Source organism: Streptomyces sp. GL_148 (assembly GCF_057834205.1).
Genome location: NZ_CM174396.1, coordinates 2,377,804 through 2,403,437, shown reverse-complemented (window position 1 = coordinate 2,403,437; position 25,634 = coordinate 2,377,804). Strand labels below are relative to the sequence as shown.

Here is a 25,634-nt window from a genome sequence, read left to right as displayed (position 1 = left end):
GCAGCGTGCACGCTCGCGATTTCTCTTCCGTTGCCCGTGTGTGAACCCCGTGTTACCGAGGTTTGCGCCGCAGGTGGGCGTGGTCGAGAGGGTTGGCGTCGGGACACCCGTCCGGGTGGGGCAGACTGGGCGGGTGAGCATTTCGTACGATTTGACGTCCGCCGGAGATGCCGCCGCAGAGGCCGCTCCCGGGCCCCGCCCCCGGGTCGGGCTGCTGGGCACCGGCCCCTGGGCCCGCCGCACGCACGCCCCCGCCCTCGCCGCGCACCCCGGCTCCGAGTTCGCCGGAGTCTGGGGCCGGCGCCCCGAAGCCGCGGCCGAACTGGCGCGCGAGTTCGGTGTGAAGGTGTACGAAGACCCCGACGCGCTGTTCGCCGACTGTGACGCCGTGGCCTTCGCGCTCCCGCCCGACGTGCAGGCCCCGCTCGCCGTGCGGGCCGCCGCCGCCGGCTGCCATCTGCTGCTCGACAAACCCGTCGCCACCACACCGGCCGACGCCCGCGCGGTCGCCGAGGCCGTGGCCGAGCACCGGGTCGCCTCCGTCGTCTTCCTCACCCTGCGCTTCGCCGAGCCGACCGCCGGCTGGGTCGTGGAGCAGGCGGAGCGCACGGGCTGGTTCACCGCCGCCGCACACTGGCTCGGCGCGGTCTTCCCGCCCGACGGCGAACCGAGCGCCTACGCCGACTCGCCCTGGCGCAAGGCCAAGGGCGGGCTGTGGGACGTGGGGCCGCACGCCCTGTCCGTACTCATTCCGGTCCTCGGCGACGTCACCGAGGTGAGCGCCACCCGCGGCCCCGCCGACGTGGTCCAGCTGGCCCTGCGCCACAGCTCCGGCGCGGCCAGCACCGCCGTGCTCAGCCTCAGCTCCCCGCGCGCGGCCGCCGGGGTCGGGCTGGAACTGCGCGGGACCGCCGGTGTCTTCGGCCTGCCGGACTGGAACGACGTCCAGGGCGCCTACGGGCGCGCCCTGGACGCGCTCCTCACCTCGGCCCGCACCGGGGTGCCGGACGTACGGGGGGCGGAGTTCGGGGCCCGGCTTACGGAGATCCTGGCGGAGGCGGAGGGCCAGCTGCTGGAGTGAGGCGGGCGGGCGTGGGCCCGTATGCGCTCCCGCTCCGTGGTCCCTGAGGCTGCGGTCACCGTCACTTGATGACCGCGTTGGCAGCGATGATGGCCAGCCCGATCGTGGCGTCGGCGACCCCGATGAGCAGCGCCGAGGCGAGCTTGTAGCCGACCCGGAGGGCCACGAAGGCACCCCAGGCGAACAGCATCGCGGTGTTCACGCCGAGCCCGACGGCCGTCACCCCGTGCGAGTCCCAGTCGGTGAGCCCGGCGACGAGCAGGAGCAGCACCGTGGGCAGGGTGGCCGCGATCATGGGCCACTCGTTCCACAGCGCCCGCCCCAGGATCCGCCACCGATGGCCCGCGGAGCCGGCCTGATGGGTGCTCATGTGGTGCGAGTACCCGTGCGCGAGCCCGGCCGTGGCGGCGGTGACGAGCACCCAGCTGGCGTCGTAGAAGGGGGTGTACTCCCCGCCCTTCTGGTCGAGCGCGGCCAGCAGCCCGGACGCGAGGACGGTCCCGTACACCCCGCCGAACATCCAGTCGGCGCCGCGCCGGGGCGGGGGGAGCGGGGGGAGCACGGACACCGGGAGGCCCGGCGGAGCCGGAGGTGTCGGCGGCACCTCCGGCTCGCCGGGCGTGGTGGGCCTCGGGTGCTGCTGCTCGTTCACGACGGATCCTTTGGTGCGGTACGTCCCCTTTGCGCTGGCCCCACCCTACGAGGCGCGGGGTGGGGCCGAGGTGAAGGCCCGTGGCGGGGGCGGTGACGGCGAAGGGCGGCGAGGGGGCGGTGAGGGGGCGGCGAGGGTGAGGTGAGGGTGAGGTGAGGGTGCGGCGACGGCGGTGGGGTGGCCTCGTCCCCCGGTGGCGCAGCGGCGGAATACCGTGGATCGCGGGCGACTTGAACCCCGCATGGCAACTCTTGGACTCATCGGAAGCGGCAACATCGGAAGCACCCTCGCGCGGCTCGCCGTGGACGCGGGGCTGGACGTGGTCCTCAGCAATTCCCGGGGACCGGAGACACTGGACGCCCTCGTCGCCGAGCTCGGCCCGCCGGCCCGGGCCGCCACCCCGGCCGAAGCGGCCGCGGCCGGCGACTGGGTCGTGGCCACCATCCCCCTCAAGAACTACCGAGAGCTGCCCGCCGACGCGCTGGCGGGCAAGGTCGTCCTGGACACGCTCAACTACTACCCGCAGCGGGACGGGATCTTCCCCGCCCTGGAGGCGGAGGAGACCACCACCAGCGAGCTCGTCCAGGAACACCTGGCCGGGGCGCAGGTCGTCAAGGCGTTCAACAACATCTACTTCAAGCACCTGCTCTCCCTCGCCCGCCCGGCCGGCTCCCCGGACCGCTCGGCCCTGCCGATCGCGGCCGAGGACCCGGCCGCCCGCGCGTCCGCCACCCGCCTCCTGGACCTGCTCGGCTACGACGCGGTCGACGCGGGGACGCTCGCCGAGAGCTGGCGCTTCCAGCGCGACACACCCGTCTACGTCCTCCCGTACGCCGAGGACACGGCCGGTCCGGGGGGCTTCTCCGAAGCCCCGGGGGCCGTCGCCGGCGCCGCGGCCGTCCGCGCCGCCCTGGCGAAGGCCGTCCGACCGGCGGGATCGGCCGGATGAGGATCCTGACGGTCGGGGCCGGCGCCGCGGGCGGCTACTTCGGAGCGCGCCTCGCCCGGGCCGGCCGGGACGTCACCTTCCTGGTGCGCCCGCGGCGCGCCGAGGCCCTGCGGGCGCGCGGGCTGCGGGTGAGCGGGCCGGGGGAGGAGATCGCCCTCGCCCCGCAGCTCGTCACCGCCGACGCGCTGGCGGAGACGTACGACCTCGTCCTGCTGTCCGTGAAGTCCACGTCCCTCGAAGCGGCCACCCGGGACCTCGCCCCGGCGGTCGGCCCCGGGACGGCGATCCTGCCCCTGCTCAACGGCATGGCCCACCTCGACCACCTCGCGGACCGGTTCGGGGACGCGGCGGTGCTCGGCGGGGTGGCCAAGGTGGTCACGACGCTGAACGAGCACGGCGACATCCTCCGGCTGGCCCCGCCCGCCGTGGTGCTCACCGGCGAACGCGACGGCCGTCCCTCGGCGCGGGTGGACACCGTGCGCGAGGTGCTGGCCGGGGCGGGGATCGACACCCCCGAAGTGCCCGACATCATCGGCGCCATGTGGCACAAGTGGGTCTTCATCACCACCCTGGCGGCGGTGACCTCCCTGGCGCGCGGAGCTGTCGGCGAGGTCAACGCCGTGCCCGGCGGGACCGAATTCGGCCTCGCGGTCCTCGCGGAGGCGGCCGCCGTGTCGGCCGCCGCCGGGTACCCCGTACCGGAGTCCGAAGTCGCCTTCACCGCCCGGACGCTGGCCGCGCCGGACTCGCCGCTGACCCCGTCGATGTACCGGGACCTGGTCGCCGGTCACCCGACCGAGGTCGAGCACGTGCTCGGCGACCTGTCCGCCCGGGCCCGCGGCCTCGCCGTCCCCACCCCGCTCCTCGATCTCGCCGCCCTTCAACTGCGGGTCCACCAGCGGCGGGTGGTGGTGGGGGAGTAGGGCGGCTGCCGGCGGCTGCCGTCCCCTTTCCGGCTGCCTCGGGCGGGCGGCGGCGGGAAGGTGACGGCAGGCCTCGGGGTTCGCCCCCAGGCCCCTTCGGGGTGGCCTCGGGGTCCGGTCAGGGTGATCACCGATGGGCAACGCGCGGTGGGTGGCGGAGTGTTGGTGTCAGAGCCCAGACCGCCCACCGAGTCGCCTTCTCCAGGAGCCACCGATGAACGCACGCCCCCGCACCTTCCGCCGGATCGCCGTCACCGGCATCGCCCTGGCGGTCCTCGCCGTGGGTGCGGGCGCCCCGGCCGCACTGGCCTCGACCGGCGGGTCCGGCGGGTCCGGCGCGTCCGACGGCTCCGCCGCGACGACGTTCCACGCCCAGTGGGCGGCCGCCCACGACCCCGCCGCGCTGCGGTCCTTGCTGGCCTCCCTGCCCGACGGCGTTTCGACGGGGGCCCTGGCGCGGCTGTCCGGCGAGGGGCTGCGCACGCCGTGGACCGGGACCGGGGGGCCGGTCGCCGCGGACGCGGAAGTCCCGATCGGCAGCGTCACCAAGCTGTTCACGAACGCCCTGGTGCTGCGGCTCGTCGCGGAGCACCGGATCGAGATCGACGCGCCGGTGCGCCGCTACCTGCCCGACCTGATACCCGGCGCCTACGCCGAAGTGACGGTCCGGCAGCTCATGGACCACACCGCCGACCTGCCGGTGGTCACCAGCGAGTCCGCTGATCCACGTACCGTCGTGCTCGAGACGTTCGCGGCGGACGCGGACGCCCGCCCCGGCCGCATACCCGCCCCGGGCACGGCCCAGCAGTACAACGGGACGAACACCCTCGTCGCCGGCCTGCTCGTGGAGCGGATAACCGGCCGGACCTACGTGGAGGAGCTGCAGCGCCGCATCGTGCACCCCCTGGGGCTGCGTCAGACGCGGATGTCGACGGATCCGCGGATGGCCAGGTTCTGGGCGGAGGGCGGCCTGGTCTCCACCGCGGCCGACCTGGACCGCTTCATGGCGGCGCTGCTGGGCGGCCGGCTGCTGCCGCCCGCACAGCAGCGGCACCTGTACGAGGTCCCGGACGTGCCCAACGCGAAGGAGAACGCCTGCCTGTCGCCGAGGGCCTGCTTCAGCGCGGCCGGCCTGATGCGCCACGAGACGGCCGGCACCGTGGTCTGGGGCAAGACGGGCTCCGGCCCCGGCTGGTCGACCGGGGTGTTCGCCACCGAGCAGGCCGGCCGCCGGCTCGTCTACGCCCACAACCCGGTGCCCGGCACGACCAAGAAGCAGCAGATCGGGCGCGTCGTGGAGTTCGTGAACGCGGGCGTCGCGACCCGGTGAACCTTTCCGGTCACAGCACTAGACCGTGCGGGAGAGGGCTTCGCGGACGGCCTCCTCCGAGCGGGCCACCACCGCCGTGCCGTCCTCGGCCGTGATGATCGGGCGCTGGATCAGCTTCGGGTGGGCCGCCAGGTGGCTGATCCAGGCCCCGCGGGCCTCCTCGGTCTCCTCGCGCGGCAGGTCCGGTACGCCGGTCTCCTTGGCCAGCGGGTCCGAGGTGCGGGTGATGTCCCAGGGCTCCAGGCCCAGCCGGCCCAGGACCTCGCGGATCTCGGCCTCGGAGGGCACGTCCTCCAGGTAGCGGCGGACGGTGTACTCGGCGCCCTCCGCATCCAGCAGGGTCAGGGCGCTGCGGCACTTCGAGCAGGCGGGATTGATCCAGATCTCCATGCCCGAAAGCTTAGCGAGGTGCTGTCTGGCCAGGTCCTTTGTCAGTGGTCGCCGGTAAAATTCAAGGAGAAGGACAGGACGCCAACTTGCCTTTGGGAGGCTGTAGATGGCCACTGCCATGACCCTGCACACCATCGGGCCCGTCAAGAAGAAGCCGCTGCCGGCGGGGCTGCCCCGCGAGTGGTACGAGAGCCACAACCGGCGGCTGAAGGCGATGCGGCTGGCGATATCGCTGCTCGACTCGGGCACGTATGACGCTCAGCGCGCCACCAACCGCAAGATCCGCACGATGGCCGTCCGGACGGGCATCCGGCGGCCGTCGAACGTGACCTGCAAGCTGGTCCGTTCCTTCATCCGCGACGCCGGGTAGGCCTCAGCCCGCCTCGGGGACCTTCGGGAAGCTGAAGCCGTAGCCCTTGCTCCTTGAGCCACGGCAGCAGCTTTTCGAGGGCCTCGACGGACTGGGAGCGTTCGCCGCCCCCGTCGTGCATGAGGATCGTCGGAGTCGCCGGGTCCGGGCCGTCGTCGAGGGTGAGGGTGACGACCTTGCCCCCGTCCTCGGCGGCGCGCGTCAGGGCCGAGTCCACCTGGAGCGGGGCCGGGAGCATGGTCACCGCGCGCCGGGGCCGGCCTTCTTCCCGCCGCGCGCCCCGCCGTGCGCACCGGCCTGCGCTCCGCCCCGCGCCCCCTCCCATGCCCCGTCCCGCTCCGGGGACAGGGACAGGGACAACACCAGCAGGGCCACGTCGTCGCGCGGCCCGCCCCCGGTGAAGGAGCGCAAGTCGCGCCACACCGCCGGGGCCAGGCCCGCCGGATCCGTCGCCAGGACGGGCACGCGCGCGGCCAGCGGGTAGAAGTTCCCCGCCGCGTCGCGGGCCTCGGTCACACCGTCCGTGTACATCACCAGCCGGTCCCCGGGGAGGATCCGCAGCTCGGCCGGCGCCGCCGGGGTGGGGCCGGCCAGGCCCAGGCCCAGCGGAGGCCCCGGGTCCACGTCGACTTCCGAGACCGTGAAACCCCGTAGCAGCAGGGGCGGGGGATGCCCGCACGACACGATCCGTACGAGGTCCAGTCCGGGCGGGAACTCCAGCAGCACCGCCGTCGCGAAGAGCTCCGGGTGCGCCACCGACTCGGCCGCCGAGTCCGCGAGCAGCCGCCGGTCCAGCCGGGCCGCCACCGTCGTGAGCTCCGCGTCGTCCAGGACCCCCTCCCGGAAGGCGCCGAGCAGCGAGGCCACGGTGCCGACGGCGGCCAGGCCGTGGCCCTGGACGTCGCCGACCAGCGCGCGCACGCCGTAGGGGCCGATCCGTACGTCGTACAGGTCGCCGCCGACCAGGGTGCCGTGCTGCGCCGCCCGGTAGAGGCCCGCGCAGCCGACCGCGCCGACCCGTTCGGGGACGGGCGGCAGGACCGCGAGCTGCGCCGCCTCCGCGACGGTGCGCACGCTCACCAGCTGGGCGTCGCGGCGTTTTCGGACCCAGGCGACCACCACGCTGAGCAGGCCGATCACCGCGACGGTCGCGAGGTCGGAGCCCCGGGCGTGGGCGATCCCGAGCGAGGGCAGACCGATGAGGACCAGCACCACTCCGGCGAAGACGGCCGTCCCGGCGGCCCCGTAGGCGAAGGCGGCCACCGGGGGGAGCCCGGCCAGGAAGTAGCCCAGCTCGACGTCGCCCGGGGTGATGCGCTGCACGAACACCAGCACGACAAGGGCCACCGCGGGCGCGAGGCGTGCCCAGCGCGGCGGCGGCGCCCCGCGCAGCCAGCCCGGCTCCTCGCGTCGGCGTCTCACCCCTCCACCCTGATCCCGGCGCCGAAGGCGCGCACGCCGGGTGGCTCCTTCCGGCGGCTGCCGCGACAGTGGTGGCGTGACGGAAGCGGACGGTACGGCGGAGCGCGGCGCGGCGGAGCAGAGCGCTGCGATCAGTACCCGGCTGAACTGGCTGCGCGCGGGGGTGCTCGGCGCGAACGACGGGATCATCTCCACGGCGGGCCTGGTCGTCGGCGTCGCGGGGGCCACGACCTCGCGGACGGCGATCCTGGCGGCGGGCGTCGCCGGGCTGCTGGCGGGCGCGCTGTCGATGGCGGCGGGGGAGTACGTGTCGGTCAGCTCCCAGCGGGACTCGGAGAAGGCCGCGCTGGACGTGGAGCGGCGCGAGCTGGAGGAGTCGCCGCAGGAGGAGCTGGAGGAACTGACGGGGCTGCTGGTGGGCAGGGGGCTGAGCGAGTCCGTGGCCCGGGAGGCGGCCGAGCAGCTGACGGAGCGGGACGCGCTGCGGGCGCACGCGCGGGTGGAGCTGGGGATCAACCCCGACGAGCTGGCCAACCCCTGGCACGCGGCGGCGGCGAGCCTGGTGGCGTTCACGGTCGGGGCGCTGCTGCCGCTGCTGGCGATCGTCCTGCCGGGGGCGTCGGAGCGGGTCCCGGTGACCGTGGTCGCGGTCCTGCTGTCCCTGACCCTGTGCGGGGTGCTCAGCGCACGGCTGGGCGGGGCGCCCGCGGCCCGCGCGATCCTGCGCAACGTCGCCGGCGGGGCCCTGGCGATGGCGGTGACCTACGCGGTCGGCACGTGGCTGGGCGCAACCACCTGACGCGGCCGCCGCCTTTGGGCCCACCGGGTGAGGGGTCTGCCGCCTGACTGGCTGTCCGGCCTCCTGACGGGGGCTCGCCATCTGACGGCCTGCCGCCGCCGGAGGGGCTTGCCGCAGACTCCGGCCCGCTGCCGGTGCCCCGGCCCGCCGCCGCCCCCCCCGGCGTGCCCCCGCGCCCGCGTGGTCCGGCGCCCCCGTCGTCGTGGGCCCGCTGCCAAGATGGGGCCATGCGTATCGCAGTCACCGGTGCCACCGGGCTCATCGGCAGCGCCCTCGGGCGGTCACTGAAGGCCGACGGACACGAGCTCGTCCGCTTCGTGCGGCGCGAGCCGGCCGGACCCGGCGAGGCGCGGTGGGACCCCGCGCGGGGGTACGTGGACCCGGCCGGGCTCGCCGGGTGCGAAGCCGTCGTGCACCTCGCCGGGGCCGGGGTCGGGGACCACCGCTGGACGGCCGCCTACAAGCGGGAGATCCGCGACAGCCGGGTCAAGGGCACGGCCGCCATCGCCTCGGCCGTCGCCGCCATGGACGAGCCGCCCGCGACACTCGTCTGCGGATCCGCCGTCGGGTACTACGGAGACACGGGAGACCGGGCGGTCGACGAGGGCTCCCCGGCCGGCGAGGGGTTCCTCCCCGAGGTCTGCGTGCAGTGGGAGGCCGCCGCAGCGCCCGCCCGCGACGCCGGGGTCCGGACCGTGTTCGCCCGTACCGGACTGGTCGTCGCCGCCGAGGGCGGGGCCTGGGGGAAGCTGTTCCCGATCTTCAAGGCGGGCATCGGCGGCCGCCTCGGCAACGGCCGCCAGTACTGGTCGTACATCTCGATGCACGACGAGATCGCGGCCCTGCGCCACATCATCGACACCCCCGCCCTGGCCGGGCCGGTGAACCTGACCGCCCCCGAGCCCCTGACCAACCGCGAGGTCACCGCCGCGATGGGCCGGGTCCTGCACCGCCCGACGGTGTTCGCCGTGCCCGCGCCGGTCATGCGCGTGGTGCTCGGGGAGTTCGCCCAGGACGTGCTGGGCAGTCAGCGGGCGCGTCCCGCCCGGCTGCTGGAGTCCGGGTTCGTCTTCCGGTACCCGGGGATCGAGGAGTCGATCAGGGCCGCGCTGGAGGCCTGAAACGGCCCGGGCCGCCGGGCCTGAAACGGCCCGGGGCTCTAGGGGGAGCGCCCCGGCGCACACGTGCGACCATCCGTGAGCCGAATGCGACCGCCGTGCGACCGGAGTTGACCGCATTACCCGTAATGGCACACCCAACTCGGGTTCCGCTGGAGCCGGTTGGGGGAAGGAGGTTCCCCACACAGCCGGGCCGACCTCGGGGAGGGGCACGTGCTCAACAGCGCACACGCACACCATGCGGACGTGGTCATCGTAGGAGCCGGAGTCTCCGGACTCGCGGCAGCGCACCACCTGATCGCGGCCGGAGTCACGGTCATCGTCCTGGAGGGCGCCGACGACCCCGGCGGCCGGATGGCCACCGAGACCGTGGACGGCTTCCGGCTCGACCGGATCGGCCAGCTCCTCAACACCGCCTACACCGAACCGGCCCGCACCCCGGGCCTGGAAGGCCTGGTCCTCAAGGCCTTCGCACCCGGCGCCCTCGTGCACAGCGACGGCAGAACGCTGCGCGCCGGCGCCCTCACCCGCGCCCGCGCCCTGACCAGCGGCTCCCTCGACCAGGCCCGGATCGGCGCGGCACTCGCGCGCCTCGCCGCACTGCCCGAGGAACGCCTCCTGGCCCGCCCCGAGCGCACCGCGCACGCCGCGCTGAGCTCCAGGAGCCTCGGTACGACGCTGCGCCCGCTCCTCGCCGCGCTCCTGCGCGACCCCGCACTCACCACCTCCAGCCGGGTCGCCGACCTGGCCCTGCGCACCTTCGCGCGCGGCCGCCTCGCCGTACCCGAGGGCGGCGCCGCCACCCTGCCCGGCCTGCTCGCCGCCGCGCTGCCGCCCGGCACGGTACGCACCGGGGTCCGGGTCCGCTCCGTCGCCACCAACCTGGTCACCACCGAGGAACACGGCGACTTCAGCTGCCGCTCCGCGGTCCTGGCCACCGGAGCCCGGGCCGCCGCCGAACTGCTCCCGGGCCTGCGCGTGCCCGCCTTCCACCAGGTGACCGTGATGCACCACGCCACCACCACCCCGCTCGCCTGGGACGGCTCGCTGCTCCTGGACGGGGACCCGGACTGGCCCGTCGCCTACACCGCGGTGATGAGCGCGGTCGACCCGACGCGCGCCCCCGCCGGCCGCAGCCTGGTCACCACCACCGTGCTCGGCCCGCCGCCGCCCACCCGGACGGTCGCCTCGCGCCTGGCCCGGCTCTACGAGACCGCGACCCGGGACTGGGAGCTGCTCGCCGTCCACCACACCCCCGAGGCCGTCCCCGCCATGCCGCCGCCGCAGGACACCCGGCGCACCGTCCGGGTCCTGGCCGGGCTGTACGTGTGCGGCGACCACCGGGACACCAACACCGTCGAGGGGGCCCTGCGCTCGGCCCGCCGCGCCGCGGCCGCCCTCCTGCGCGACTTCGGCATCCCCGTCCCGTCCCCCCGGGAAGCAGCCCTCCCGGTGGCGGCCTGAGCCAACCACCCACCGAGCCCGCGGGGCCGCGCCGCCCCGCGGGTCACAACCCACCTCGGAGTCGCCCCGCGGGTCACAACCCACCTCGGGGCTGGTTGCCCGCAGGGCAAAATCAGCCCCTCCGGCGTTTGAGGAGCGGGGTCCGGGGCGGAGCCCCGGGAGCCGACCCGCGGGGACACCACGGCGCAGCCACCGCCGGGCCCCGGGGGCACAGCCCGGGGGCACAGCCCGGGGGCACAGCCCGGGGCCACAGCCCGGGGCCACAGCCCCCGGCCGACCCGCAGGGTCAGGACAAGGCGGCCACCCGGTCCCGATACCCCCGCACCGCCGACGCGTCCCGGTACGGCTCCAGCCGCCGCTCGAAGTCCCGTACGTACTCCACCGCCCGCACCGACCGCATCTCACTCGCCTGCTGCGCCGCCTCCGCGCCCAGCGCGCACGCCTGGTCCAGCTCGCCCAGCCCCAGCCGCGCCGTGGCCAGCACCACCCGGCAGAACAGCCGTGAGCGCGCGTACGAGGGCGCCCGCAACTGCAAGGACCGCTCCGCGTGCTGCGCCGAGGCCCGGTACTGCTGCAGGTCCCGGTGGCAGTGCCCGAACTCGTCCGCGAGCTGCGCCTCGTCGTAGTCCCGCGCCCAGTGCGGTACGTCGTCCCCCGGCCGGGCCGCGCCCAGCGCCCGCTCGGCCCGCACCAGCGAGGCCGTCGACGCCCTGACCTCCCCGAGCACCGCGTGCCCGCGCGCCTCCGCCGAGTGCAGCAGCGCCTGAACCACCGGCGGCGGCCCGGAGCCCACGCCCTGCTGGGCCACCCGGGCCAACTGCACCGCCTCCCGGCCGTGGCCCAGGTAGACCGCCTGCCGACTCATCGTGATCAGCACGTACGCCCCGTACGGCCGGTCCCCGGCGGCCTGGGCCAGGCGCAGCGCCTGGACGAAGTACCGCTGGGCGAGCCCGTGCGCGGCGATGTCGTACGAGGTCCAGCCCGCGAGCCGGGTCAGATCGGCGGCGGCGGAGAACAGCCGGCGCCCGGTGGTCTCCCCGTAGGTGCCGCGCAGCATCGGCTCGGCCTCGTGTTCCAGGTACCGGACCAGGGCCTGGCGGGCATGGCCGCCCCCGTAGGCGTGGTCCAGGGTGCGGAACAGCTCGCCCACCGATCTGAGCGCCGCGATGTCGCCGCCCGTCACCCGTTGCCCGGGCCCGCGGTCGATCTGCCGCTGCCGGGGCACCGAGGCCCGGCCGGGCAGGGGACGGTTCTGCTCGGGACGGCTCTGTTCGTGGCGGCCCTGCTCGGGACGGCCCTGTTCGGGAACGCGCGCGCCGGCCTGCTCCGCGCCCCGGCCGACCCGCTCGTCGGCGCGCCCGATCAGCCAGTCGCGGCTGGGCACCACCAGCCCGGCGGGGGTGAAGGCGATCTTGCGCAGCTCGGCGTGCGAACCGGAGTCCTTGCGCCAGAGCCCGCTCGCGATGTCGACGGCCTCCTCGGGGGTGGCCGCGAACTCCAGCCCCGCGTACACCGGGGCACACGCGTCCAGGCCCAGGTCCTGGGCCGAAAGCCGCCGCCCCAGGCGCCGGGTGAACACCTCCGCGATCAGCGCCGGCGTGGTGCCGCGCGGCTGCTGCCCGCGCAGCCAGCGAGTCACGGAGGTCTTGTCGTACCGCAGATCGAGACCGTGCTCCAGACCGAGCTGGTCGACACGGCGGGCGAGCCCGGCGTTGGAGAACCCGGCCTCGGCGATCAGTGCCGAGAGCTGCCGGTTGGGGACACGCTGGGCAGGTCGTTCCGTCATCGGCTCCACGGTCTCCTGACGCGACGGACCGGAGTCCCGGCCCTGTGAACGGCGTGAATGTAGCGGCGAACCTCGCCCGTACCGCCCTCTCTGTCCCACATTCATCCGATCGTGTGCAGAACCGGTGGGTCTCTTTACGGACCGACCCCCTCCACCCGCGTACGCTGCGGCCCATGACCCGCCGGCACACCGGGGAGCCTCACCCCGGCAGCTGCGAGCGCCCCGACGGCGACGGCAGCCACGCAGAGTCCACGGACCCGCCGCACGTACCCGAGCTGGCCGCGCCCGAACTCACCGAGGCGGAGTGCCGGCGGTGCGGGACCTACATCGCGGGTCTCGACGGGCGCTACGCGTGCGGGGTCTGCGGCTGGGTGAACGACCACTCCGAGGGCCACCGCCGGCTGCCCCGGGCGGATGAGGACCCGGACCGGCCGCCGAAGGGCCGCAGGCGGCCGAAACAGCTCCCGGGACCCCCGGATCCCGGGCCTTTGGCGGTGTCCGGGACGGGCGGCTGACGGGGCCCGCGGGGGCCGCCGTACCCTTGCCTGGTGCGATAGGTGCACACAGCAAGTTCGTCGGCAGGTTCAACGAGGAGGCGCCGCGGTGGCTGAGCTTGGGTTTGTCCGCATGGGCTTCGGCCCGGAGGCCGTCGAGTACACGGTGGCCTGGGAAGAGCAGCGCCGGGTGCACGCGGCCCGCTTCGCGGACGAGATCGAGGACACCTGCCTGCTGCTGGAGCACCTGCCGGTCTACACGGCCGGCCGGCGCACCGCCGACAGCGAGCGCCCGCTCGACGGCACGCCCGTCGTGGACGTGGACCGCGGCGGCAAGATCACCTGGCACGGACCGGGCCAGCTGGTCGGCTACCCGATCATGAAGCTGCCCCGCCCCGTGGACGTGGTCGCCCATGTCCGCCGCCTGGAGGACGCGCTGATCCGCACGGCCGCCGAGTTCGGCCTGGAGACCACCCGCGTCGAGGGGCGCAGCGGGGTCTGGGTGCTCGGAGACCCCGTGGAGGAGCGCCCGAAGATCGGCGGCCTCTCGCTGGACTTCGACCCGAGGCTGCACGACGAGGAGTTCGACCCCCGGCTGAACGGCCCCGAGTACGCCCCGTCCAACGCCGGCCAGCGCCGCGAGGACCGCAAGCTCGCCGCCATCGGCATCCGGGTCGCCAAGGGCGTCACGATGCACGGCTTCGCGATCAACGTGAACCCCGACAACACCTGGTTCGACCGGATCGTCCCCTGCGGGATCCGCGACGCCGGTGTGACCTCGCTCTCCTACGAGCTGGGCCGCGAGATCACCATCGCAGAGGTGCTGCCGGTGATCGAAGGACACCTGAAGGACGTACTGGAGCAGGCGGAGCCGAAGCCACGGGCGATAGAGCCCGCCGCGGGCTAGTACGCGGGGGAATGGGTCGGACCGCCCGCAGGTTGGCCGACGTAAGAGCGTATGAAATTACGGGCGTACCCTGGTGGGCGCCGAAGAATCGAAGTCACAGGGAGCCGGTCGTGTCCGCAGTCGCACCCGACGGACGCAAGATGCTGCGCCTAGAGGTCCGTAACGCCCAGACGCCCATCGAGCGCAAGCCCGAGTGGATCAAGACGCGGGCGAAGATGGGCCCCGAGTACACCAAGATGCAGGCCCTGGTGAAGGGCGAAGGACTGCACACGGTGTGCCAGGAAGCCGGCTGTCCGAACATCTACGAATGCTGGGAGGACCGCGAAGCCACCTTCCTCATCGGTGGCGACCAGTGCACCCGGCGCTGTGACTTCTGCCAGATCGACACGGGCAAGCCCGAGGCGCTGGACCGCGACGAGCCCCGCCGCGTCGGCGAGTCCGTCGTCACGATGGACCTGAACTACGCCACCATCACGGGCGTCGCGCGCGACGACCTGGCGGACGGCGGAGCCTGGTTGTACGCGGAGACCGTGCGCCAGATCCACCAGCAGACGGCGGGCCGCGAGAGCGGGCACACCAAGGTCGAGCTGCTCGCCCCGGACTTCAACGCGGTCCCGGAGCTGCTGGAAGAGGTCTTCGCCTCCCGGCCCGAGGTCTTCGCCCACAACATCGAGACGGTGCCGCGCATCTTCAAGCGCATCCGCCCCGGCTTCCGCTACGAGCGCTCGATGGACGTCATCACGCGGGCGCGGGCCTACGGCCTCGTCACCAAGTCCAACCTGATCCTGGGCATGGGCGAGGAGCGCGAGGAGGTCAGCCAGGCGCTGAAGGACCTCCACGAGGCGGGCTGCGAGCTCATCACCATCACGCAGTACCTGCGGCCCTCGCCGCGCCACCACCCCGTCGAGCGCTGGGTGAAGCCGGCCGAGTTCGTGGAGCTGGCGCAGGAGGCCGAGGAGATCGGTTTCTCCGGAGTCATGTCCGGCCCGCTGGTCCGCTCCTCGTACCGCGCGGGGCGCCTCTACCAGCAGGCGATGGAGAAGCGCGCGACCGTCTGAGGCGCGTGATGCGGGAGGTATGTGAACTCGCGCACAAAGTCTTACTTACGGGTAACACCGCACCGATGCGGCCCCTAGGCTCTTTCTAGCGAGAGTCCTGGTGGGCCGCATCAAGGTTTCATCACTGTTTGACGAGCCGGTCATGCCCTGGTAACACCAGTCAGTGACGATTGTTCGACGCACCGCACACACGCTTGGCAACCCCCGACGTGAGCTCCGTGAAAGGGTCGACACCATGCAGGCCGCGCCCGTACGCGCCATCGCCATTCCGTCCCTCACCGACGCCGTCCGCGGCCTGGAGTCGCTGCTCATGAGCGGCGCCCGCCGGAACGCCTGGACGGCGGTCCTCGAAGACCGCCGCAGGGCCCAGGACCGGGTCGAAACCGAGCACGTACTCGAGGCCGCGGCGACCCGGACCGAGAAGGCCACGTAAACTTCGCTGCATGGCGAGGAAGTCAAACGCAGAGACTGCTGCGAACCCCGGGCGACTGAAGCAGATCGCCCTGACGTACAAGATGACGCGCAAGGCCGACCCGAAGGTCGGTCTGATCGTCGCGGGCGTGGGAATCGTCACCTTTGGTGTCTTTCTTGCGATCGGCTTCCTGATCGACCACCCGGTCTACCTGGGCATCCTGGGCTTCCTGGTGGCGTTCCTGGCGATGGCGGTCATCTTCGGACGGCGAGCCGAGACGGCCGCCTTCGGACAGATGGAGGGACAGCCGGGCGCGGCCGCGGCCGTACTGGACAACGTGGGCCGGGGCTGGACCACCACCCCCGCCGTCGCGATGAGCAAGCAGCAGGACATCGTCCACCGTGCCGTGGGCAAGGCCGGCGTGGTCCTGATCGCCGAGGGCAACCCGAACCGGGTGAAGCCGATGCTCGCGAACGAGAAGAAGAAGCTGGCCCGGATCATGCCCGACATCCCGGTCCACGACTTCATCGTGGGCACGGGCGAGGGCGAGGTGCCGCTCAAGAAGGTCCGTACGACCTTGATGAAGCTGCCCCGCGTGCTCTCCGGACCCCAGATCACCCAGGTCAACGACAAACTGCGGGCCATGGGCGACTTGCTGAGCAACATGCCGATCCCGAAGGGCCCGATGCCCAAGGGGATGCGCATGCCGCGCGGCGGGAAGATGCGCTGATCCGCTTTTCGTATACGACACAGAGGGGCGCCCCGGGCCGATGGCCCGGGGCGCCCCTCTGTTCTTGATCCGCTGTCCGATCCGGTCTGCGACCCGGTCTTCGATCCTTCGTCTCAGATCCTGACCTGTACGGCGCGGCTGAGACGGTCGTGCAGCCCGCGGCCGTCGCGGTCCCAGACGAGGGCCGGGATCAGGAGGGCGAGCAGCGCGGTGCGCACCACCACGCGGCCGAAGCCGAGCCGGCCGCCGTCCTGCGAAACGACCCGGAGGCCCAGGATCCGCTTCCCGGGGGTAAAGCCCACGGTGCCGACGGTCAGGACCACCAGGGTGACGAACACCGCCAGCGTCCAGTTCCCCGCGCCGTTCCAGTCACGGCCCGTGATCAGGCCGTACGCGATCAGCTGGCAGCCCATCCAGTCGATGGCCACGGCGCCGAGCCGACGGCCGAAACGGGCCACCGAGCCGGGCCCCTGCTGCGGCAGGCCCAGCTGTTTGCCGGGGTACCCGAAGTCGGCACCCATCTCCTCGGCGGCCTCGCGGGGGCCGGAGAGCCAGGATCCGATTGCTTGCCTCTTGTCCACGCGAACACGGTACCCGTGCCGCTCGACGCCGTTCCGGCGGGACCCTGGTTAACTTGTGCGAAACAAATGGGTCATGCTTGAGAAACCCCGTCTGCTTATGGTCGGGTCAGCGTGCGGCACCGCACTGACGCACCACTAGCTATAAAGCCCGCCCTGCCCCGGGGTCGGGAGTAGGAGGAGTTGGATGTTCAAGAACGCCGACGAAGTGACGCAGTACATCCAGGACAACGACGTCAAGTTCGTAGACGTCCGCTTCTGCGACCTGCCTGGTGTGATGCAGCACTTCACCATCCCGGGGCGCGTCTTCGACCCGAACGAGGAGCTGGCGTTCGACGGCTCCTCGATCCGCGGCTTCCAGGCGATCCACGAGTCCGACATGGCGCTGCGTGCCGACATCACCACCGCGCGCCTGGACCCGTTCCGCAAGGACAAGACGCTCAACATCAACTTCTTCATCCACGACCCGATCACGGGCGAGGCCTACAGCCGTGACCCGCGCAACGTCGCGAAGAAGGCCGAGGCGTACCTGGCCTCGACCGGCATCGCCGACACCGCGTTCTTCGGCCCCGAGGCCGAGTTCTACGTGTTCGACAGCGTGCGCTTCGCGACCACCGCGAACGAGAGCTTCTACCACATCGACTCCGAGGCCGGCGCCTGGAACACCGGTTCCGAGGAGAACAACCGTGGTTACAAGGTCCGCTACAAGGGTGGTTACTTCCCCGTAGCCCCGGTCGACCACTTCGCCGACCTGCGCGCCGAGATCTCCCTCGAGCTGGACGCCCAGGGCCTCCAGGTCGAGCGTCAGCACCACGAGGTCGGCACCGGTGGCCAGGCCGAGATCAACTACAAGTTCAACACGCTGCTCGCCGCGGCCGACGACCTGATGCTCTTCAAGTACATCGTGAAGAACGTCGCGTGGAAGAACGGCAAGACCGCGACCTTCATGCCGAAGCCGATCTTCGGTGACAACGGCTCGGGCATGCACGTGCACCAGTCGCTGTGGGCGAACGGCGACCCGCTGTTCTACGACGAGACCGGTTACGCGGGCCTGTCGGACATGGCGCGCTACTACATCGGCGGCATCCTCAAGCACGCCCCGTCGCTGCTGGCGTTCACCAACCCGACGGTGAACTCCTACCACCGCCTGGTCCCGGGCTTCGAGGCGCCGGTCAACATGGTGTACTCGCAGCGCAACCGCTCCGCCGCGATGCGCATCCCGATCACGGGCTCGAACCCGAAGGCCAAGCGCGTCGAGTTCCGCGCCCCGGACCCGTCCTCGAACCCGTACCTGGCGTTCTCGGCCCTCCTGCTGGCCGGCCTCGACGGCATCAAGAACAAGATCGAGCCGATGGAGCCGATCGACAAGGACCTCTACGAGCTCTCCCCGGACGAGCACGCGAGCGTCCCGCAGGTCCCGACCAGCCTCGAGGACGTCCTCAAGGCCCTGGAAGAGGACCACGAGTACCTCCTGGCCGGCGGTGTCTTCACCCCCGACCTGATCGAGACCTGGATCGACTACAAGCGCACCCACGAGATCGCCCCGATCGCGCTGCGCCCGCACCCGCACGAGTTCGAGCTCTACTTCGACCTCTAAGCCGTGCCGTGCTGACGCACTGATCGAACGAAGCCCCGTCCCCTTCTCCAAGAGGGGGGCGGGGCTTCTGCGTTGCGGCGGCCCCGCGCTAGCTTCGGGGGATGGACGACACGTGGAAGACCATCGGCGCGCTCGTGGCGCGGTTCGACGCGCATGACCGGGAGCGCGGGGTGGCGCACGAGGAGAGCGTGACGCTGCAGATCCTGAAGATCGGGGAGGAGTTCGGGGAGGCCGCGCAGGCCGTCATCGGGGCCAAGGGCACGAATCCCCGCAAGGGGAACTCGCACACCTGGGGGGACGTGGAGGCGGAGGTCGCCGACGTCATCGTGACGGCGATGGTCGCGCTGGCCCGGATGCGGCCCGACGCCCCCGCCTTCTTCGCGGAGCACTTGAAGGAGAAGTCCGCCCGGTTCCTCTGACGGGTGTGCTCAGCGCATCAGGGGCATCGCGCCCGTGAGGTCGCGCAGGCAGCGGACCGCCAGTTCCGCGGGGGAGCCGGGGCCCGAGGGCGGGGTGTCCGTGGTGGACCAGAGTTCCAGGGAGATGCGGATCGAGTCCGTGGCCGCCGCCGCGAGGAGCCGGACGGCGAGGGGTTCGGCGTCGGGGCCGGCGAGCCGGGCGACGACCGGGACCAGGCGCTCCTCGGAGTCCTGGTTGACCCGGTACCAGACGGCCCGCAGGGCCTCGTCGGTCGCGGCGGCGCGCAGCAGGCCGCGGGTGACCTCCAGGCCCTCGTCGAGGGCCTGGGGGCCGGCGAGGGAGCGGGTGACGGCGCGCTCCAGGGCCTCGGTGAGGGGGGTGCCGGGATCCTCCTCGGCGAGCAGCGCGCGCCAGGCGTCGCCGCCGCCCGCGAGCAGGGGGGCGACGGCCTCCTGCTTGTTGCGGAAGTAGCGGTAGAACGTGCGCAGTGCCACGCCCGCGCGGTGGGCGATGTCCTCGGCGGTGGTGCCGTCGGGGCCGTGCTCGGCGAAGAGTTCGCAGGCGGCGCGGGCGATGTCGAGCTGGGTGGCCGCCTTGCGGCGCTCGTTCAGCGACTGGGCTCCGGGGCCGGCCTGGGGAGAGTACGGACGAGGGGATCTCACCGGGGAAGGATACCTCGCCCCTCAGGTGCAAATGCATGTTTTGACAGGGTGGCAAAACGTGTCATCGCGGGAGTACGCTCCCCCTCATGAACCGTTACGAAGGACGTCGCGTCCTCATCACCGGCGGCGGCTCCGGCATCGGCCAGGCCACCGTCCACCGCATCCTCTCCGAGGGCGGCCGCGTCCACACCGTGGACGTCAACGAAGCCGGCCTCAAGGCCACCGCCGACCAGGCGGCAGCCGACGGGCACGCGGACCGCCTCACCACCGCGGTCCTCGACATATCCGACGAGGCCGCCGTCAAGGCGGGCGTGGCCGCCGCGGTCGACGCCCTCACCGGGATCGACGTACTGGTCAACGCGGCGGGGATCCTGCGCTCCGCGCACACCCACCAGACCACGCTCGAGTTCTGGAACAAGATCATCGCGGTGAACCTGACCGGTACGTTCCTGGTCATCCGCGAGTCGCTCCCGGCGCTGCTGGCGGGCGACCAGCCGGTCGTCGTCAACTTCAGCTCCACCTCGGCGTCCTTCGCCCACCCCTACATGAGCGCCTACGCGGCCAGCAAGGGCGGCATCCAGTCCATGACCCACGCGCTGGCCGCCGAGTACAGCAAGCAGGGGCTGCGCTTCGTCGCCGTCGCGCCCGGCTCCATCGAGAGCGGCATGACCACCGGCACCGGCCCCGGCCTGCCCGAGGACACCGACTGGAGCCTGTTCGCCAAGCTCGCCCCGGCCCTCGGCCAGGGCTTCGCCGGCCCGCAGACGGTCGCCGGCGTCGTCGCCATGCTGGGCTCCGAGGACGGCGCCTTCATCACCGGCACGGAGATCCGTATCGACGGCGGCACGCACTACTGACGCAACGGCGGGGCCGTCAGCCCCTGAAGCGGTCCCACAGCCGGGGGAAGCGCTCCGCGAGCACGGCTTCGTTCTCGAAGTCCAGCGCAGCGCCCTCCGGCTCCGCCGCCTGCAGCGGGATCCCCAGATCCGGCGCGACCGACCCGGTCAGCTGCTCGTACGCCTCGTCAGCCGCGTACCCCAGCTCCTCGCCGTCCCCGTCGATCTCCTCGTCGAACTCGTCGAGGAGCTCCGCGAGCTGGTCCGGATCGTGCACCCCACCCTCGAAGACCTCCCGGCCCTGGCCGATCAGCCAGCACCGGAAGTAGTCGAACGCGTCGTCGCTGGCCCCGTCGAGCAGCACCCACGCCGCACCCCACAGGTCCCAGGTGTACGCCCGGTTGTACCGCGACTCGAAGTGCCGGGCGAAGTCCAGGACGGAGTCCGGGTCGAGCTGCGCCAGCCGCTCCACGAGCAACTCGGCGTGTTCCTCGGGGTCGCCATCGGCGGCCTCGCGGGTACGGTCGACCATCTCCCAGAACTCCGTCTCGTCCATCACCGCTCAAGCATCACGGGTACACCCCCTCGCCGCCACCGCGCGTGCCGCGAAAGGCCGGTCCGAGACCCCCGCACGGCCGCATACTCAGACTGGGAACGGGCGGAGGGAAGGGGCACGGGGATGCGGGGGGAATTACTCGGGGGCCGTTACCGGCTCGGGGAGCGCCTCGGCGGGGGCGGCATGGGCGAGGTCTGGGCCGCGCAGGACGTGCGCATGCGCCGGCCCGTCGCCGCCAAACTCGTCGACGCCGTACCCGGCCGGTACGCGGACCAGGTCGAGCGGCGCTTCGTCCACGAGGTGCGCTCCGCGGCCAACCTCCCGCACCGGCACACCGTGACCGTCCACGACTGCGGCGAGGACGTGGTGGCGGGCCGCCGGACCCTCTACCTGGTCATGGAACACGTCGACGGCCGGGACCTGCGGGCCGTCTTCCACTCCGGCCCGCGCCCGGCCTGGCACGAGGTCGCCGACTGGGCCGGCCAGATCGGTTTCGCGCTCGTCGCCGCGCACGCGCACGGCATCCTGCACCGGGACATCAAGCCCCAGAACGCCATGCTCACCGGCGAGGGCGTGGTCAAGGTGCTCGACTTCGGCCTCGCCAAGATCCTCCGCGACAGCCTGCGCCTCGGCGAACTCACCGCGAGCGGCACCGCGCTGGGCACGCTCCCCTACATGTCTCCCGAGCAGTGCCGCGGGGACCGGGGCATCGACCACCGCACCGACCTCTACAGCCTCGGCTGCCTGCTCTACGAAGGCTTCACCGGGAGCCCGCCCTTCACGAACCCGGCCCCGCACGCCCTGCTCCGGCAGCAGCTCTACGAGGCTCCGCGCCCGCTCACCGCCCACAACGCGCCCGGTGTCCCGCCCGGCATCGCGGACCTGGTGGCGAGCCTGCTCGCCAAGGACCCCGCGCACCGCCCGCCGGACGCCGCCACGGTGGTGGCCCGGCTGCGCGCGGAGCTCCCGGGCGCGCGTCCGGGGGCGAGCACGCGGCCCCGTACGGCCCCGGCCGACGAGGAGGCCGCCGCCGAGCTGCTCCGCCGGACCGAGCAAAGGGCCGGGGAGCTGCGCGCGCAGATCGAGCGGGACGTCCGGCACGTGCGCGAGCAGGCCGCCGAGGACGTGACCAGGGCCCGGGCGGCCGCCCAGAGACTGCTCGACGAGACCCGGGCGGCTGCCCGGACGGTGCTGGACGATGCGAAGGCGCGGGCCGACGTGATCGTGCGGGAGGCGGAGGAGGAGGCCCTGCGCCTGCTCGACGAGGCCCGGGCACGCGCCGACCGGCTCGCGTCCTCCCCGGCCCGGCCGCAGCCCTAGGGTCGCAGCCGTAGAGCAGGAGCCGTAGAACGCCGAAGGCGGCCCGCCCCCGAAGGAGCGGACCGCCTCACGGTCGTTCAGAGAGCCGGCCGTCCGGGCCGCCGGGGCCTACAGGCCGTAGCGCTCCCGGGCCTCCTTGATGGAGGACGCCGGGACCTCGCCGCGGCGGGCGAGCTGGGCCAGCGCGGCCACCACGATCGACTGGGCGTCGACACCGAAGTGGCGGCGGGCGCCCGCACGGGTGTCGGAGAGGCCGAAGCCGTCCGTGCCCAGCGAGGTGTAGTCCTGCTCGACCCACTGGCTGATCTGGTCCGGGACCTGACGCATCCAGTCGGAGACGGCGAGCACCGGGCTGGTGACGCCCTCCAGGGCGCGGGTGACGAACGGGGTGCGCATCTCCCCGCGCAGCAGCGCCTCGTCGCACTCCAGCGCGTCGCGGCGCAGCTCGCCCCAGGAGGTGGCGGACCAGACGTCGGCGGCCACGTTCCAGTCGGCGGCGAGCAGCTTCTGCGCGTCCAGCACCCAGTGGATGGCCGTACCGGAGGCCATCAGCTGGATCTTCGGGGCGTCGGCGGCCGGGGCCGCCTCCGCGAGGTCCGCCGCCGTGTTGAAGCGGTAGAGACCGCGCAGGATGCCCTCTTCCACGCCCTCGGGCATGGCCGGCTGCGGCTTCGGCTCGTTGTAGACCGTCAGGTAGTAGAAGACGTCTTCCGGCTTCTCGCCGTACATCCGGCGCAGACCGTCCTTGACGATCACCGCGATCTCGTACGCGAAGGCCGGGTCGTAGTTGAGCGACGCCGGGTTCGTGGACGCGATCAGGTGCGAGTGGCCGTCCGCGTGCTGCAGGCCCTCACCCGTCAGGGTGGTGCGGCCGGCGGTGGCGCCGACGATGAAGCCCTTGCCGAGCTGGTCGGCGAGCTGCCACATCTGGTCGGCGGTGCGCTGCCAGCCGAACATCGAGTAGAAGATGTAGAACGGGATCATCGGCTCGCCGTGCGTCGCGTACGACGTACAGGCGGCGATGAAGTCGGCCATGGCGCCGGCCTCGGTGATCCCCTCGTTGAGGATCTGGCCGTCCTTGGCTTCCTTGTAGTACATGAGCTGGTCGCGGTCGACCGGCTCGTACGTCTGGCCCAGCGGCGAGTAGATGCCGGCCGACGGGAAGAGGGACTCCATACCGAAGGTACGGGCCTCGTCCGGGACGATCGGAACCCAGCGCTTGCCGGTCTCCTTGTCCCGCATCAGGTCCTTGACGAGCCGGACGAAGGCCATGGTGGTGGCCATCTCCTGCTTGCCGGAGCCCTTGAGCAGCGGGGCGAAGGAACGGTCCGCCGGAGCGGGCAGGGCCACGTGCTTGACCTTGCGGGCCGGGGCCGGGCCGCCGAGCGCCGCGCGGCGCTCGTTCAGGTACTGCACCTCGGGGCTGTTCGCGCCCGGGTGGCCGTACGGGACCTGGCCGTCGGCGAAGGCGCTGTCCGGGATCGGGAGGCCAAGGAGGTCACGCATGTCCTTGAACTCGTCGATCGTCAGCTTCTTCATCTGGTGGTTCGCGTTCTTCGACTCGAACCCGGCGCCCAGCGTGTAGCCCTTGACGGTCTGCGCGAGGATGACCGTCGGAGCACCCTTGTGCTCCAGCGCGGCCTTGTACGCGGCGTAGACCTTGCGGGGCTCGTGGCCGCCGCGGGAGGTGTGGAAGCACTCGGCGATCTTCGCGTCGGAGAGCACGCCGGCCAGCTGCACGAGCTCGGCGTTGGCGCCGAAGAAGTGCTGGCGGATGTAGGCCACGTCGCGGGTCGCGTACGTCTGGAACTGCGCGTCGGGTACCTCGCGCAGGCGGCGCACCAGGGCGCCCGTGGTGTCGAGCTGGAACAGCTCGTCCCAGGCGGAGCCCCACAGCGACTTGATGACGTTCCAGCCGGCGCCGCGGAACTGGGCTTCCAGCTCCTGCACCACGCGGAAGTTCGCGCGGACCGGACCGTCGAGGCGCTGCAGGTTGCAGTTGATGACGAAGGTCAGGTTGTCGAGCTGCTCGCGGGAGGCCAGGGCCAGGGCGGCGGTCGACTCGGGCTCGTCCATCTCGCCGTCGCCCAGGAAGGCCCAGACGTGCGAGTTGGCGGTGTCCTTGATGCTCCGGTTCTGCAGGTAGCGGTTGAAGCGCGCCTGGTAGATCGCGGAGAGCGGGCCGAGGCCCATGGAGACCGTGGGGAACTCCCACAGCCACGGCAGGCGCCGCGGGTGGGGGTAGGACGGGAGGCCGTTGCCGCCGGCCTCCTGGCGGAAGTTGTCGAGCTGCTGCTCGGAGATCCGGCCGTCGAGGAAGGCGCGGGCGTAGATGCCGGGGGAGGCGTGGCCCTGGATGTAGAGCTGGTCGCCCGATCCGTCGGCCTCCTTCCCGCGGAAGAAGTGCTGGAAGCCGGTCTCGTACAGCCACGCGGCGGAGGCGAAGGTGGCGATGTGGCCGCCGACGCCGTACTTGGAGCCGCGGGTCACCATGGCGGCCGCGTTCCAGCGGTTCCACGCGGTGATCCTGGCTTCCATCGCCTCGTCGCCGGGGAACTCCGGCTCGGCGGCGGTGGGGATGGTGTTGACGTAGTCCGTCTCGAGCAGCTTCGGCAGCGCGAGACCGGCGGCCTCGGCGTGCTGAAGGGTGCGACGGAGCAGGTACTCGGCGCGGCGCGTACCGGCGGCCTTGGCGACGGCGTCGAGCGAGGCCGCCCATTCGGCGGTCTCCTCGGTGTCGCGGTCCGGGAGCTGGTCGAGCTCGCTCGGAAGCTTTCCTACGGGGTCGGACATCGGTGTGCGCCGCCTTCCGGACAAAGGAGAGGTGGTGAAGAAATCCCTGACGGGCAGGACAGGGTCGTTGGACCCGGGTGGGGTCCGCGGATGACTGTAAGGCGCTGATCGATGATCGATCAAATGAAAGTGACGAAGAAACGTCAATCTGACAAAAGTCGGCACCGGGTGCCATGAATATGGGCACCCAGTGCCGGGCAAATCGGGACGAGACGGGCGGTCGAGCACGTCTCGAAGGGCGAGATCAAGCCCGCGGCGCGCACCCCAGAACGTGCCGCTTCACGAGCAGACCGATGTCGGGGTCCTGATTGCGGAAGGCGTCCACCAGGGCTTCGTGCTCTTCGGCGTAGGACTTCTGGACGGTTCCCAGCCAGCGGATGGACAGGGCCGTGAAGACCTCGATGCCCAGGGACTCCCAGGTGTGCAGCAGCACGCTGTTCCCGGCGGCCCGCACCATCTCCCGGTGGAAGCCCACGGTGTGCCGCACCTGGGCCGTGCCGTCCGCGCTGCGGTCGGCCTCCCACAGGGCCGCCACGTGCGGTTCCAGGGCCGAGCAGTCGGCCGCCAGCCGGGGCGCGGCCAGCTCGGCCGCGATCTGCTCCAGGCCCGCCCGGACCGGGTAGATCTCCTCCAGGTCCGCCGCCGACAGGTTCCGTACGCGCACGCCCTTGTTCGGCGCCGACTCGATCAGCCGCAGCGTCTCCAGCTCGCGCAGGGCCTCGCGCACGGGTGTCTGGCTTACCTCCAGCTCCACCGCGATCCGGCGCTCCACGATCCGCTCGCCGGGCTTCCAGCGCCCGCTGACGATCCCCTCCACGATGTGCTCGCGGATCTGCTCGCGCAGCGAGTGCACGACGGGTGGGGTGATCATCGGGGCTTCATCTCCTGGGGAGTGTGCAGGGGCATGCGGGGCCTTGATGCGTAGACAATACGGCGGAGCCGCTCGTCGCGATGCGTTCCTGGTCAGAGGCGCAGCGTGAGGCTGGT

General features: G+C 72.5%; 27 protein-coding genes. 17 read left to right on the top strand and 10 right to left on the bottom strand.

Going from position 1 to position 25,634, the window contains the following annotated elements; all coding sequences use genetic code 11:
- Positions 1–151 precede the first annotated feature (151 nt).
- Positions 152–1,081, top strand: a complete 930-nt coding sequence (locus AC3IYI_RS11005; RefSeq protein ID WP_489411501.1) for a Gfo/Idh/MocA family protein — start codon at positions 152–154, stop codon at positions 1,079–1,081.
- Positions 1,082–1,142: 61 nt separating this feature from the next.
- On the opposite strand, the gene AC3IYI_RS11000 is transcribed toward AC3IYI_RS11005, so the two are convergent.
- Positions 1,143–1,733 carry a hypothetical protein gene (locus AC3IYI_RS11000; RefSeq protein WP_489409998.1) on the bottom strand — a complete coding sequence of 197 codons (591 nt, stop codon included), beginning with the start codon at positions 1,731–1,733 and terminating at the stop codon, positions 1,143–1,145.
- 241 nt (positions 1,734–1,974) lie between these two features.
- Here AC3IYI_RS11000 and AC3IYI_RS10995 point away from each other — a divergent pair, with 241 nt between their 5' ends.
- From AC3IYI_RS10995 to AC3IYI_RS10985, 3 genes are all read left to right on the top strand, one after another.
- Positions 1,975–2,682, top strand: a complete 708-nt coding sequence (locus AC3IYI_RS10995) for an NADPH-dependent F420 reductase (protein ID WP_489409997.1) — start codon at positions 1,975–1,977, stop codon at positions 2,680–2,682.
- Positions 2,679–3,605, top strand: coding sequence for a 2-dehydropantoate 2-reductase (locus AC3IYI_RS10990; RefSeq protein WP_489409996.1), 927 nt, complete (start codon positions 2,679–2,681; stop codon positions 3,603–3,605). Before AC3IYI_RS10995 ends, AC3IYI_RS10990 begins: the two co-directional genes overlap by 4 nt.
- 214 nt (positions 3,606–3,819) lie before the next feature.
- Positions 3,820–4,935: a serine hydrolase domain-containing protein gene (locus AC3IYI_RS10985; protein WP_489409995.1), complete on the top strand. Its 1,116-nt coding sequence runs from the start codon at positions 3,820–3,822 to the stop codon at positions 4,933–4,935.
- 18 nt (positions 4,936–4,953) lie between these two features.
- Here the strand turns inward: AC3IYI_RS10985 and AC3IYI_RS10980 are convergent, their stop codons facing one another.
- Positions 4,954–5,325 carry an ArsC/Spx/MgsR family protein gene (locus tag AC3IYI_RS10980; RefSeq protein ID WP_489409994.1) on the bottom strand — a complete coding sequence of 124 codons (372 nt, stop codon included), beginning with the start codon at positions 5,323–5,325 and terminating at the stop codon, positions 4,954–4,956.
- 106 nt (positions 5,326–5,431) lie between these two features.
- Between AC3IYI_RS10980 and AC3IYI_RS10975 the strand changes: the two genes are divergently transcribed.
- Positions 5,432–5,695: a hypothetical protein gene (locus AC3IYI_RS10975; protein WP_243329786.1), complete on the top strand. Its 264-nt coding sequence runs from the start codon at positions 5,432–5,434 to the stop codon at positions 5,693–5,695.
- On the opposite strand, the gene AC3IYI_RS10970 is transcribed toward AC3IYI_RS10975, so the two are convergent.
- Both AC3IYI_RS10970 and AC3IYI_RS10965 read right to left on the bottom strand, forming a co-directional pair.
- Positions 5,676–5,939 carry a hypothetical protein gene (locus tag AC3IYI_RS10970; RefSeq protein WP_489409993.1) on the bottom strand — a complete coding sequence of 88 codons (264 nt, stop codon included), beginning with the start codon at positions 5,937–5,939 and terminating at the stop codon, positions 5,676–5,678. The genes AC3IYI_RS10975 and AC3IYI_RS10970 overlap by 20 nt on opposite strands.
- Entirely contained in the window at positions 5,936–7,117 is a 1,182-nt protein-coding gene (locus tag AC3IYI_RS10965; RefSeq protein ID WP_489409992.1) for a PP2C family protein-serine/threonine phosphatase, read from the bottom strand. The genes AC3IYI_RS10970 and AC3IYI_RS10965 overlap by 4 nt, the downstream gene beginning before the upstream one ends.
- Before the next feature lie 76 nt (positions 7,118–7,193).
- Between AC3IYI_RS10965 and AC3IYI_RS10960 the strand changes: the two genes are divergently transcribed.
- The 3 genes from AC3IYI_RS10960 (at position 7,194) to AC3IYI_RS10950 (ending at position 10,498) form a co-directional block, all read left to right on the top strand.
- Positions 7,194–7,916: a VIT1/CCC1 transporter family protein gene (locus tag AC3IYI_RS10960; RefSeq protein WP_489409991.1), complete on the top strand. Its 723-nt coding sequence runs from the start codon at positions 7,194–7,196 to the stop codon at positions 7,914–7,916.
- 227 nt (positions 7,917–8,143) lie between these two features.
- On the top strand, positions 8,144–9,037 hold the full coding sequence (locus tag AC3IYI_RS10955; protein WP_489409990.1) for a TIGR01777 family oxidoreductase: 894 nt from the start codon (positions 8,144–8,146) through the stop codon (positions 9,035–9,037).
- A 210-nt stretch (positions 9,038–9,247) separates the two neighbouring features.
- On the top strand, positions 9,248–10,498 hold the full coding sequence (locus tag AC3IYI_RS10950; protein WP_489409989.1) for an FAD-dependent oxidoreductase: 1,251 nt from the start codon (positions 9,248–9,250) through the stop codon (positions 10,496–10,498).
- 286 nt (positions 10,499–10,784) lie between these two features.
- Here the strand turns inward: AC3IYI_RS10950 and AC3IYI_RS10945 are convergent, their stop codons facing one another.
- Positions 10,785–12,284 carry an NsdA family TPR-like regulatory protein gene (locus tag AC3IYI_RS10945; RefSeq protein WP_489409988.1) on the bottom strand — a complete coding sequence of 500 codons (1,500 nt, stop codon included), beginning with the start codon at positions 12,282–12,284 and terminating at the stop codon, positions 10,785–10,787.
- A gap of 173 nt (positions 12,285–12,457) precedes the next feature.
- Here AC3IYI_RS10945 and AC3IYI_RS10940 point away from each other — a divergent pair, with 173 nt between their 5' ends.
- From AC3IYI_RS10940 to AC3IYI_RS10920, 5 genes are all read left to right on the top strand, one after another.
- Positions 12,458–12,799 (top strand): hypothetical protein, encoded by a 342-nt coding sequence (locus AC3IYI_RS10940; protein ID WP_489409987.1) that lies wholly within the window; start codon positions 12,458–12,460, stop codon positions 12,797–12,799.
- Between the two features lie 88 nt (positions 12,800–12,887).
- Positions 12,888–13,685, top strand: coding sequence for a lipoyl(octanoyl) transferase LipB (gene lipB, locus AC3IYI_RS10935; protein WP_489409986.1), 798 nt, complete (start codon positions 12,888–12,890; stop codon positions 13,683–13,685).
- Between the two features lie 110 nt (positions 13,686–13,795).
- Entirely contained in the window at positions 13,796–14,743 is a 948-nt protein-coding gene (gene lipA / locus AC3IYI_RS10930; RefSeq protein ID WP_254383412.1) for a lipoyl synthase, read from the top strand.
- Between the two features lie 235 nt (positions 14,744–14,978).
- Positions 14,979–15,176: an SCO2195 family GlnR-regulated protein gene (locus AC3IYI_RS10925; protein WP_243329800.1), complete on the top strand. Its 198-nt coding sequence runs from the start codon at positions 14,979–14,981 to the stop codon at positions 15,174–15,176.
- Between the two features lie 10 nt (positions 15,177–15,186).
- A complete protein-coding gene (locus AC3IYI_RS10920; RefSeq protein ID WP_489409985.1) occupies positions 15,187–15,885 on the top strand; it encodes a DUF4191 domain-containing protein in 699 nt (232 codons plus the stop codon).
- Between the two features lie 113 nt (positions 15,886–15,998).
- On the opposite strand, the gene AC3IYI_RS10915 is transcribed toward AC3IYI_RS10920, so the two are convergent.
- Complete coding sequence (locus AC3IYI_RS10915; protein ID WP_489409984.1) at positions 15,999–16,466, bottom strand: RDD family protein; 468 nt, start codon at positions 16,464–16,466, stop codon at positions 15,999–16,001.
- Positions 16,467–16,650: 184 nt separating this feature from the next.
- On the opposite strand from AC3IYI_RS10915, the gene glnA reads away from it, so the two are divergent.
- Both glnA and AC3IYI_RS10905 read left to right on the top strand, forming a co-directional pair.
- Positions 16,651–18,060, top strand: coding sequence for a type I glutamate--ammonia ligase (glnA, locus tag AC3IYI_RS10910; protein WP_327307083.1), 1,410 nt, complete (start codon positions 16,651–16,653; stop codon positions 18,058–18,060).
- 101 nt (positions 18,061–18,161) lie between these two features.
- Complete coding sequence (locus AC3IYI_RS10905) at positions 18,162–18,479, top strand: MazG-like family protein (RefSeq protein ID WP_489409983.1); 318 nt, start codon at positions 18,162–18,164, stop codon at positions 18,477–18,479.
- A 9-nt stretch (positions 18,480–18,488) separates the two neighbouring features.
- Here the strand turns inward: AC3IYI_RS10905 and AC3IYI_RS10900 are convergent, their stop codons facing one another.
- On the bottom strand, positions 18,489–19,142 hold the full coding sequence (locus AC3IYI_RS10900; RefSeq protein ID WP_489409982.1) for a TetR/AcrR family transcriptional regulator: 654 nt from the start codon (positions 19,140–19,142) through the stop codon (positions 18,489–18,491).
- Between the two features lie 86 nt (positions 19,143–19,228).
- On the opposite strand from AC3IYI_RS10900, the gene AC3IYI_RS10895 reads away from it, so the two are divergent.
- Complete coding sequence (locus AC3IYI_RS10895) at positions 19,229–19,999, top strand: SDR family NAD(P)-dependent oxidoreductase (RefSeq protein WP_243329970.1); 771 nt, start codon at positions 19,229–19,231, stop codon at positions 19,997–19,999.
- A 16-nt stretch (positions 20,000–20,015) separates the two neighbouring features.
- On the opposite strand, the gene AC3IYI_RS10890 is transcribed toward AC3IYI_RS10895, so the two are convergent.
- Positions 20,016–20,534, bottom strand: a complete 519-nt coding sequence (locus AC3IYI_RS10890) for a DUF4240 domain-containing protein (RefSeq protein ID WP_405493664.1) — start codon at positions 20,532–20,534, stop codon at positions 20,016–20,018.
- Positions 20,535–20,657: 123 nt separating this feature from the next.
- On the opposite strand from AC3IYI_RS10890, the gene AC3IYI_RS10885 reads away from it, so the two are divergent.
- Positions 20,658–21,854 (top strand): protein kinase domain-containing protein, encoded by a 1,197-nt coding sequence (locus AC3IYI_RS10885; RefSeq protein ID WP_489409981.1) that lies wholly within the window; start codon positions 20,658–20,660, stop codon positions 21,852–21,854.
- A gap of 108 nt (positions 21,855–21,962) precedes the next feature.
- Here the strand turns inward: AC3IYI_RS10885 and aceE are convergent, their stop codons facing one another.
- Positions 21,963–24,647, bottom strand: a complete 2,685-nt coding sequence (gene aceE, locus AC3IYI_RS10880; RefSeq protein WP_489409980.1) for a pyruvate dehydrogenase (acetyl-transferring), homodimeric type — start codon at positions 24,645–24,647, stop codon at positions 21,963–21,965.
- A gap of 244 nt (positions 24,648–24,891) precedes the next feature.
- Positions 24,892–25,515 carry a GntR family transcriptional regulator gene (locus tag AC3IYI_RS10875; protein WP_243330441.1) on the bottom strand — a complete coding sequence of 208 codons (624 nt, stop codon included), beginning with the start codon at positions 25,513–25,515 and terminating at the stop codon, positions 24,892–24,894.
- Positions 25,516–25,634 lie beyond the last annotated feature (119 nt).